Origin of the sequence: Sorangium sp. So ce381, assembly GCF_051473845.1 — a bacterium.
GTDB lineage: Bacteria > Myxococcota_A > Polyangia > Polyangiales > Polyangiaceae > Sorangium > Sorangium atrum.
On sequence record NZ_CP150336.1, the window covers coordinates 11,028,064 to 11,038,662 of the forward strand.

Annotated in this window: 5 protein-coding genes; 1 reads left to right on the forward strand and 4 read right to left on the reverse strand. The window is 73.2% G+C overall.

Features of this window, described 5'->3' with window-relative positions; genetic code table 11:
* Positions 1-172: 172 nt before the first annotated feature.
* From WMF29_RS41365 to WMF29_RS41380, 4 genes are read right to left on the reverse strand one after another with little or no spacing between them, the layout of a single operon-like run.
* Positions 173-1,033, reverse strand: a complete 861-nt coding sequence (locus WMF29_RS41365; RefSeq protein ID WP_272102277.1) for a sugar ABC transporter permease — start codon at positions 1,031-1,033, stop codon at positions 173-175.
* Entirely contained in the window at positions 1,030-3,321 is a 2,292-nt protein-coding gene (locus WMF29_RS41370; RefSeq protein ID WP_437325582.1) for an extracellular solute-binding protein, read from the reverse strand. Before WMF29_RS41370 ends, WMF29_RS41365 begins: the two co-directional genes overlap by 4 nt.
* 7 nt (positions 3,322-3,328) lie before the next feature.
* Entirely contained in the window at positions 3,329-4,408 is a 1,080-nt protein-coding gene (locus tag WMF29_RS41375) for an ABC transporter ATP-binding protein (protein ID WP_437325583.1), read from the reverse strand.
* A gap of 39 nt (positions 4,409-4,447) precedes the next feature.
* Entirely contained in the window at positions 4,448-6,418 is a 1,971-nt protein-coding gene (locus tag WMF29_RS41380; RefSeq protein ID WP_437325584.1) for an alpha-amylase family glycosyl hydrolase, read from the reverse strand.
* A gap of 626 nt (positions 6,419-7,044) precedes the next feature.
* Between WMF29_RS41380 and WMF29_RS41385 the strand changes: the two genes are divergently transcribed.
* Positions 7,045-10,578 (forward strand): AAA-like domain-containing protein, encoded by a 3,534-nt coding sequence (locus WMF29_RS41385; protein WP_437325585.1) that lies wholly within the window; start codon positions 7,045-7,047, stop codon positions 10,576-10,578.
* Positions 10,579-10,599: the final 21 nt, after the last annotated feature.

A 10,599-nucleotide genomic window follows, 5' to 3' on the forward strand; every position in this document is an offset into this window, starting at 1 on the left:
CATGGACGGGCGACGCCGGGGCACAGCGGGCAAGTAGGAGGGACGCCGCTCGACACCGAGCACCACGAGGCCGGGCAGCGCGGGTCGCGTCGCCGGCGGACCCGGCGCTGACGGCCCGCGCCGCCGGTGCGCGGCGGCCGAGGCGCCCGCCGCCGCGCTCACCGCGGCGCGCTCACCCCTTCACGCCGCCCGTCGTCAGCCCCGCGATGAGGTGACGCTGCACCACATAGAACGCCGCCATGACCGGCAGCGACACGAGGAGCGCCCCCGCCGCGAACCGCTCCCACTGCGCGTCGTACTCGCCGATGTACCGCTGCAGCACCACCGGCAGCGTGAACATCTCCTCCTTGCCGAGCAGCGTCGCCGCGAGGATGAACTCGTTGTACGCCGTCATGATCGCGAACAGCGCCGTCACGGCGATCGCCGGCCGCGCCGCCGGGAGCACGACCCGGAGGAAAGCCTGGAATCGCGTCGCCCCGTCGACCATCGCCGCCTCCTCCAGGTCGACCGGGATGGCCTCGAACGCCGCCCGGAGCTGGAAGATCGAGAACGGCACCGCCGTCGACGCGTAGCAGAGCACGAGCCCGGTCCGCGAGTTGAGCAGGCCGAGCGCGTCGAGCAGGAGGTACAGCGGGATCGCGCTCGCCACCGTGGGGAACATCTGCGTCGCGAGCAGCGCGCGCAGGCCGCGGTCCTTGCCGAGGAACTGGAAGCGCGCGAGCGCGTACGCCGCCGGGACCGCGACGGAGACGCCGACGGCCGCCGTCGCGAGCGCGACGACGATCGAGTTGGCGAGCTGGCGGGGGAAGAGCCAGATCGGCTCGCCGCCGACCTTCTTCGACGTCGTGACCACCGCCACGAGGTGCTCGAACGTCGGTTGGTTCGGGATGGGCAGCACCTCCGGCACCGGCGGGCGCGCCCCGGAGAAGGCGATCGAGGCGACCCAGAGCACCGGGTACAGCGCGAACGCGACCGCCGCGATCAGCGCGGCGTGCACCGCGATCGACTCGACCGGAGAGGGCCTCCGCGTCACGCGGCCTCCGTCGCCGCCGCCGGCACGGGCGCCGATCCGGCCTCGGCCCCGCCCTGCGGGAGGGCCGACACAGGCGTCCGCCGCCGGAAGCGCCAGTCCCGCGTCGCGAGCGTCAAGAGCAGGAAGATGAGCACCGAGTACGCCGCGGCGTAGCCGTACTGGGCCTCGCGGGTGAACGCCCACCGGTACGCCTCGGAGACGAGGATGTCCGTGGTGCCGTCCGGGTCGCCGCCGGACACCAGGAACACGACGTTGAACATGTTGAACGTCCAGATCGCGCCCAGCGTCACCGCGGGCGCGAGCACCGGCCTGATCAGAGGCAGCGTAATTTTCCGCAGACGCTGCCACCGCGTTGCGCCGTCGACCTCGGCGGCCTCGAGCACATCGTCCGGAACGGCGGTGAGCGCGCCCAGCGTGACGACCATCATGAACGGGAAGCCGAGCCAGACGTTGGTCGTCACGTTGGCCGTGAACGCGGTCGTGAAGCTCGAGAACCAGGAGATGGGCTCGATGCTCGTCCCGAGCGCGGAGTTCACCGCCTCGATGAGGCCGGTGACGGCCCCGAACTGCCGGTGGAACATGCCCTTCCAGGACAGCGCGGTCACGTAGCTCGGCACGGCCCAGGGCACGATGAGGAGCACCCGGTAGAGCGCCCGGAGGCGCAGGGTCGGGCGGTGCAGGAGCAGCGCCAGCGAGACGCCGAGGAGGACGTGGAGGCAGAGGTTCACCGCGGTCCAGAGCACGGTCACCGCGAGCACGAGGTAGAACGAGCCGCTCGCGAAGAGCGGCCCGCCGCGGGCCGTGAGGATGCTGATGAAGTTGGCGAGGCCGACGTACCGGAGGCCCTCGCCCCTGCCGGCGAAGAGCGACGTCGCCGCGCCGATGACGAGCGGGACCACGACGAGCACGCCGATCGCGACGACCGCGTGCGCGACGTACTTGTAGGCTGGAATCGAGCGTACGAACGAGCGCCTGAGCGACCGCCGGAACAAGCGCCAGTGCGCGGCGCCGGGCGCCGCGCGCCTCGAGGCGCGGACCCACCGGAGCGCGAGCAGCAGCGCGAGCGCGCCGAGCGCGGCGAGGAGCGGCGCCGGCGAGGCGGGGGGCGGGAGCGGCCGGCGGACGTCGTCGAAGCGGCGCTTGGCCTCGGAGAGCGCGACGTCGGGGGGCGCGTCGCCCCGGAGCACCTTGCGGATCGCGCGCGTGGACGGCTCCCAGGTCGAGCGCATCGCCGGCGAGGTCGGCATCGGGATGGCCACCTTGGCCTGCTCGGTGAACGCCGCGATGAAGGCGTCACCGGCCGGGATCGCCACGTCGCTCCGCGCCGGCGGCGTCCGCGCCACCCGGAGCCGCGTGGCCGCGGCCGCGGCGCCGGCGACGTGGCGCGCGAGCGCCCGCGCCCCGGCGCGCCGCGCGCCCTGGGGAGAGAGCATCACCGCCTCGACGGTCAAGAACGGCCGCATCGGGAGGCCGGTCTCGCGCACCTTCGGGAGCGGGACGACGCGGGCGCGCCGCCTCGCCTCTTCCCGGAGGCCGCCCGCAAACCACGGCCCGCTGATCACGAACGCGGCGCGGCCCGCGTTGAACAGGTCGGTCACCAGCGCCCCGTTCGCGTCCTCCGGGACGATCCGCCGCTCGATCATCGAGCGGACGAGCTCGAGCGAGCGCTCGGGCCCCGGGCCGACGAAGCCGAACTGGTCGTCCTCGCCCAGCATCGCGCCGCCGAACGCCGCGAGGATCGGCATGTGCGCGTAGGCGTTCGACGCCTCGTACGCGAGCGGATAAACGCCCTGCGGGAGCGAGCCGGCCAGCGCCTCGATGTCCTCGAGGGTCGCCGGGGCCTCCTTCACGAGCGCGGTGTTCATGTAGAGCGCCACGCATTTCTGGCTGATCGGCAGGCCGAGGATCTCGCCCCCCTGCCGGACCGCGGCGAGCGCCGGCCCCTGGAACACGGCCTCGCCGCCCGGCTCGAGCGCGTCGCCCACGGGCGCGACGAGGTCGCGCGCGCGGAAGTCGCCGAGCCGCTCGTGGGCGTCGATGAACAGGTCGGGCCCCTCCCCCATCGGGATCGCGGCCTGGAGCTTCGAGGCGTAGGCGTCGAACGGGACGGCGAGGACCTCGACCTCCTCGCCCTCGAAGGCCGCGACGATGGCGTCGAGCGCCCTGGCCTCGTCGTCGCGGTAGGCGTGCCACAGCCGGATCGGCGCCGCGGCCGCGAGCGCGGGCAAGAGGAGGATCAGCGCGGGCGCAGCGAGCGTGAGCGCGAACGCGAAACGACAGCTCGGCACGGTCGCCTCACGCTTCTCGCAGGCTCAGCCCGGAGTCCGCGTCGAACAGGTGCACCTGGCGGAGCGCGACGCGCACGGTGTCCCCCTTGCCGACGCGCGCCGCCGGGTCGAGGCGCGCCACGAACGGCGCCCCCGCGACGGTGCCGTGCGCATACGACTCGGCCCCGAGGGCCTCGACGATCGCCACCTCGAACGGGGCGCCGCCGTCGCCCGGGGCGAGGTCCACCTCGTGCGGGCGCACGCCGACCGTCACGCGCCGCCCGGACGAGAGCGCGCCCGGGAAGTCGGCCGCGTCGACGTCGATGGCGAGGTCGCCCTGGGCCGCGACCCACCGGTCGCCGCGGCTCTCCAGGCGCGCGTCGACGAAGTTCATGGCCGGGCTGCCGAGGAAGCTCGCCACGAACTGGGTGCGAGGCCGGGCGAAGACCTCGAGAGGCGGCCCCGACTGCTCGACGACGCCCTTGTTGAGCACGAAGATCTCGTCGGCGAGCGTCATGGCCTCGACCTGATCGTGGGTGACGTAGACGCTCGTCGCGCCGAGCCGATCGTGCAGCTTGCGGATGTCGACCCGCACCTGCGCGCGCAGCGCGGCGTCGAGGTTCGAGAGCGGCTCGTCGAACAGGAAGAGCTGCGCCCGCCGCACGATGGCCCTGCCCATGGCCACGCGCTGCCGCTGGCCGCCGGAGAGCGCCCGGGGGTGCCGCTCGAGGAGCGGGCCGAGCCCGAGCATCTCCGACGCCTCCTTCACGCGCGCCTCGATCTCGGCCGGCGGCGTCTTCCGGAGCTTCAGGCCGAAGGCGAGGTTCTCGCGCACCGTGAGGTGCGGGTAGAGGGCGTACGACTGGAACACCATCGCGATGTCGCGATCGCGCGGCTCCAGCCGCGTGACGTCGCGGTCGCCGAGCGCGATCGTGCCGTCGTCCGCCTCCTCGAGCCCGGCGAGCAGCCTGAGCAGCGTCGACTTGCCGCAGCCGCTCGGGCCCACGAGGACGGCGAACGATCCGTCGGGCACGTCGACCGAGATGCCGCGCAGCACGTGGGTCTGGCCGAATCGCTTGTTGAGTCCGCGCACTTTGACAGACGCCATATTGGAGACTCTCTTGGAAGGCAGGAGTGCCAGGGAGGATCAGAGACCATGGATGACCTGGTCTTCCGGGATGAGCAGCGCCCCGCTCACCGGAGGCAGCGTAACGGTGACAGCGCCGTTCGCGCCCACCCTATATGTCTTTTTTTCGGGCGAGAGCACGTCGACGAGCACGGTCCCCCGCGTCAGCCCCGTGGTCATCGCCGCCCCGTCGAAGCTCGTGGCGCTCTGCTTCCGGGGGTGCGTGTTGAGCACCACGAGCGCATAGTCGCCGTCCGGCTCCCCCCGGTCGAACGCGAACATCCCCGCGTCCTCGTCCTCTTCGCCCGTCCGCTCCGTCGACCAGCGCACCCGCTGCTCGCCGAGGGTGAGCGCCTGGTAGCCCCTGCGCAGCGCCGTGAGCCGCTGGACCCACCGGAAGAGCGGGCGCTGCGTGTCATAGCCGCTCTCCCAGAGATCTTCGCGGTTCGCCGGGTCGTCGCCGCCGCTGAAGCCCTGCTCCGTGCCGTAGTACAGGCAAGGGATGCCGTCCTCGGTGAAGAGGAACAGGAGCGCATTCTTGAGCGCCGCCTCGGGATCGGCCTCGAAGGGCGAGGCGCCCGGGCCGACATGGAGGAAGCGCGGGACGTCGTGGTTGTCGATGAAATTGACCAGCGCCTTCAGCGGCGGAACACCAATGCCGTTCGCGTTCGGCTCAGCGCCGTAGTTGAGCGCCCGCGCGTGCCAGAGCTCCTCGATCCGCCGCGTGGCCCGGGCGTCCCGGAAAACATCGCGGAAGACCTGATAATGCTGGGGGAAATACAGGACGGAGTCGACCGAGTCCCCCGTGATCGGCGCGGCGCCCGGACAGCCCCCCTCCGCCTCGTCGCCGTTCTCGCGCTCGAGATCGCCGCCGAGCGCTTCGTCGTGCGGGTGAGCCGGGACCTCGTGCCTCGTGAAGCTGCCGACGAGGTCGTCCTCGCCGTCGAAGGCCTCGCCGAACATGAAGAAGTTGGTCTTGCCCATCGCGGCCAGCTGCAGCCGGACGTTCTGCGTGAAATAGCGCCAGAACTCGTGCTCGACGTGCTTCAGCGTGTCGATGCGGAACCCGTCGACGTCGGTGAGCTCGACCCAGCGCACGAACACGTCGACCATCGCCCGCTTCACGTCGCAGCGGGAGGTGTCGATGTCCTTGAGGCCGCCCGGGAAATCGCCGTGCACGAGCTGGTCGACATCCTCGAAATCGAGGATGCGCCCCTTGCGGTTGTACACCTCGGGGTTCTGGAAGACCTCGGGCCGCGGCGGGAGGTGGTTGGTCGCGGGGTCGTGACGGAAGACGATCGGCGCCCGACGGGACGACTTGCCGAGCGACGTCCGCGCCTGGACGCCGCGTGGGTCGAACTCCGGATCGTACTCGTTCACTTCCTCGAGCTGGACGCGCCCGTCCCCGCCGCTGCCGTGCACGCCCTCGTCGGGCCGCCCGTTCTCGTTGATGTCGTAATAGAACAGCTGGCCGACGTGGTTCGTCACGATGTCGAGGATGACCTTCATGCCGCGGTCGTGGGCCGACGCGACGAGCCGGCGCAGCGACGCGAGGTCGCCGAAATGGGGGTTCAGCTCCGTGAAATCCTGCGTCCAGTAACCGTGGTATCCGTCGACGCCGGCGTCGCTGTCGACGTTCTTGACGATCGGCGAGATCCAGAGCGCGGTGACGCCGAGCTCCTCGAGGTAGGGCAGACGCTCCTCGAGCCCCTTCCAGTCGCCGCCGTGCCACCTGCCCGGCGCCGAGGACACCCGGGTGTTGTTCCCCGCGTCGCCGTCGGCGAAGCGGTCTGTCAGCACCTGATAGATGATCTCCTCCCGCCAGTCGCTCGCGTGCGTCCCGAGCGAGAGCGAGACCGACCGCGCGGGCTCCTGGTCGAGCTCGGCGCACGCCGCCGCGAGGAGCGCGAGCGAGGCGGCCCCGGCCGCCCGCGCGAGGGCGGCCGCGCGCGCGGTCCGCCAGAGGGAGAGTCTCGATCGCCGCCGGTCCATCGTGATCACCTTAGCTCGGCATGTCGAGCCATCACACATCCACGCGAGCCGACACACGCGCCGGACGAGAGCCCATCTCGCCTGATGAGCCCGATGGGCAGCGACGCGGCCGGCGCGAGCGCGTCCGGGTCAGGCCGCCCGCGCGCTCCGGCAGGCACTTCTGGAGTGTCAGGCAAAGCCGTAGTATTCGCAGGAGCCCTCCGAGCCGCAGAGCGCAATGCACAGACGAGCAGCGGCACGGCGGCCAGCACGGCCACGACGCGATTCTGCCCCACCCTCAACGCACCTCGCACGGCGCGGACGCTACACCGGCAGCCGTGGACCGGTCCACGATTTCTGGACGTAGAAAGCGGTTTTTCGCGGCGCGACACGATCGGCGCACACGCAATCGCGCCGCGCGCAACGCAGGCGCACAGGCGCACAGGCGCACGGTAGAGCCCGGGCCGCGCGTCGCCGGCGCCTCCGCGGACGAGTCCCGATCGCGTGAGCGCCAGCCCATCCGGTCGAGGCGACATTCGCGTGACATTCACCGCGCCGCCGCGAGCCCTGTTGTTTCACCGCGGACGCCAGCGACACGGGCTGTCGTTCCGTTGACGGTCCTGGCGTCGCATGGCACCGTCAGATTCGTGACCTTCTCGGCGCCTCCCGACCTCGATCAGGCGAAGGCCAGTACCCGAGATCACAGGCGCCGGTTCCAGGCGGGCGGGACCGTGGGCGAGGGCGTGATCTACATCGAGCGCCCCGCGGACAGAGAGCTCTTCGAGGCGCTCCTGCGCGGAGAGCTCTGCTATGTGCTGTCGCCCCGACACACGGGGAAGTCCAGCCTGCGACTCCAGGTCTCGATGCGGCTCCGCGCCGAGCAGGTGGAGTGTGCGAGCGTCGATCTCGGGGCGCTCGGCACCGACACCACCTCGCCGGTGAGCTGGTACCTCGGGCTCGCCTCGGAGATCGCCGAGCAGCTCGGGCTTGAGCCGCCGGACGAGTTCTGGGACGCGCACTGGCACCTCGGGCCGGTGCACTGCTGGTTGCGCTGGCTCGAGGACGTCGTGCTCGTGGAGATCTCCTCCGCGATCGTCCTGTTCATCGACGAGGTCGACGCCACGCTGGGCCTGCCGTTCTCGCGGGACGATTTCTTCGCCATCCTCCGGGCCTTCGTGAACCGGCGCGCGGAGCGCCCCGCCAACGCCCGGCTGACCTTCTGCCTGCTCGGGGCGGCGGCGCCCTCGGAGCTCGCCGCGGATCCGGCGCGCGCGCCGTTCAACATCGGCCGCCCGATCCGGCTCGACGACTTCACCCGCGCCGAGGTGCGCGGCTTCCGCGCCGGCCTGGAGGGGCTCGTGGCCGACCCCGACGCGCTGCTCGACGCGGTCTTCGCGTGGACCTCGGGGCACCCTTACATGACGCAGCGGCTCTGCGCCGATCTCGCCGGAGAGCGGCGCGATCTCGACGTCGACGAGGCCGTGGCGCGGCGGTTCCTGGACCAGGGCCGGACCGAGGACCCGAACCTGCGCCACGCGGAGCGATGCCTGGAGGCGCAGGGGCCCCGCTGCTGGCGGGCGCCGGCGCTCCTCCGGCTGTACAAGCAGCTGCTCGACGGCCACCGGGTGGGCGTCGACGCCGGGGACCCGATCCAGCGGACGCTGCTGCTCTCGGGGCTCTCCGTGGAGCGGACGGCGGCCTCGGGGGCGCCGTACCTCGACGTGCGCAATCGCGTCTTCCGCCGCGTCTTCGACGGGGCGTGGGTCCTGTCGCGCGAGGCGGACCGGGCCACGAGGGAGCCGCTCGCGCGCTGGCTGTCGCACGGGCGGAGGGACGATTACCTCGTCGGCGGCGTGGCGCTCGCGGAGCTCACGTCGTGGTGCGACGGCCGGGGGGACCTCTCGGCGGAGGAGACGGCGTTCCTCTCCGCCTGCGCGCGGGCGGAGGGCCAGAGGCGATCGACGCGGCGGCTCGTCACCGTGCTCGCCGTCGCCGTCACGCTGCTCGGCGGCCTGATCCTCGTGCTCGTCTGGCAGATGGGGAAGGAGGAGCGGGCGCTGCTCCGCGCGCAGCAGGAGTCGCGCGAGAACGACGCCCGGCGGCTCGCGGCCCAGTCGGCGAAGGAGCGCGCCGGGGGCCTGCTGCCCCGCGCGCGCCTGCTCGCCGTGGAGGCGGCCCTCGCCGCCAGGGCGAGCGGCCGCCCCGCGGGCCCCGCCGTGGTGCAGGCGCTCGGCGACGCGGTCTGGGGTCCCGCCGTCGACCAGGAGGTGCTCGTCGGGGGCGGCGGCGCGGTCCAGCACGCGGCCTTCAGCCCCGACGGCCGCCTCGTCGCCACCGCCTCGGCCGACGGGGCCGCGCGGATCTTCCGCCTCGGCGGGCACGACGAGCCGATCGTGCTGCGGGCCCGCACCCCCGGCGGCGTCGTCGCCGTCGCGTTCAACCACGACGGGAGCCTCCTGGCGACCGCGTCGACCGACGGCGCGGTGCGCCTGTGGCGCCCCGACGGCCGCGAGGACCGCGCGCTCAGCACGAGGGACGCCGCGCCGACCAGCGTGGCGTTCAGCCCGGATGGCAGCCGCGTCGTCGCGGGGACGACGGGCGGCGCGATCTACGTGTGGCGCCCCGACATGGAGGGCGAGCCGCCGCTCGTCGTGCCCCTGGGCGAGCGGCTCATCCGGCGCGCGGTGTTCAGCCACGACGGCGCCCGGATCCTCGCCACGGCCATCAGCGGGACGGTCTACGTCGTCCGCGCCGACGGGCACGGCGCCCCCGCGGCGCTGAAGGGGCTCGAGCCGGGCGTCGAGGGCGCGGACACGAGCCCGGTGGACGACCGCGTCGTCCTCGCGACGGGCGACGGGACGGCGCGCATCCTCGGCGCGGACCGGCGTGAGCCCGTCGTCCTCCGCGGGCACGAGGGCGCGGTGCGCAGCGCCGCGTTCAGCGCCGATGGCGCCGCGGTCGTCACGGCCTCCGCGGACGGGACCGCGCGCGTCTTCCGCGCGGACGGCAAGGGCGCGCCGATGGTCCTCGAGGGCCACGAGGGGGTCGTGAACAGCGCCGCCTTCAGCCGCGACGGCGCGAGCGTCGTCACCGCGTCGGAGGACGGCACCGCGCGGGTGTGGCGGCTCGACGGGCCGGGCGAGCCGCTGCTCCTGCGCGGCCATGCGGGGCCGCTGACCGGCATCGCCGTCAGCCACGACGGCAGCAGGATCGCCACCGCCGGGACCGACAAGACCGCGCGCGTCTTCCGGGCCGACGGCTCGGGCGAGCCCGTCGTCCTCCGCGGGCACGAGGACCACCTGCTCAGCGTCGACTTCAGCCCCGATGGGAGCCGCGTCGTCACCGGCTCGGCCGACAAGACGGCGCGGATCTGGCGCGCCGACGGGCGGGGCCAGCCGATCGTGCTCGGCGTCCACGACGACCGGGTGGTGGGCGTCGCCTTCAGCCCGGAGGGCACCCGGATCGTCACGACCTCGTGGAACGGCATCCTGCGCGTGTTCGAGGACGGCGTCCCGGGCGAGCCCGTCGTGCTGCGCGACGAGCGCGCGGGGCTGCTCAGGGCGGCGTTCAGCCCGGATGGCCAGCACATCGTGGCGACGTCGGGGCCCAACGTGAAGGTGTGGCCCGCGGACGGCCGCGGCGCCCCTCGCGTCCTCCCGTCGGGGTACGAGGACCGCGCGATCGCGGCGATCGCGGTGAGCCCGGACGGGAACCACGTCGCGATCGCCGCGCTCGACGGCTGCGTGCGGCTGCTCCGCATCGACGGCCAGGGCCAGCCCCTCCTCCTGAGCGGCCTCGGCGCGGCGGTCCGGACCGTCGCGTTCAGCAGCGACAGCGCGCGCCTCGTCGCGGTGTCGAGCGACGGCATCGCGCGGGTGCTCCCCGTCGACGGGCAGGGCGAGGCGATCACCCTCCGCGCCGAGGGCGTCACGCTGACGGACGCCGTGTTCAGCCCCGACGCCACCCGCGTCGTGACCGCCGCGAACGACGGCGCGGCGCGCGTCTTCTCGATCGCGGCCGAGCCCCTGATGGCGCGCGCGTGCGCCTACGCCGGGCGCAACTTCACGCGCGAGGAATGGGCGCAGCTCATGCCCGGCATCGACTACCGCGCCACGTGCCCCGAGTGGCCAGGCGCCCCCGAGGAGGACGCCGGCGCAGCGCCGCGGCCGGACGTGCGCTGAAGCGGGGAATCGTCGGTGATT

Excerpts from the sequence above, each read along its gene's own strand:
- WMF29_RS41375 (WP_437325583.1), bottom strand. The coding sequence starts at position 4,408 with ATGGCGTCTGTCAAAGTGCGCGGACTCAACAAGCGATTCGGCCAGACC.
- WMF29_RS41380 (WP_437325584.1), bottom strand. The coding sequence starts at position 6,418 with ATGGACCGGCGGCGATCGAGACTCTCCCTCTGGCGGACCGCGCGCGCG.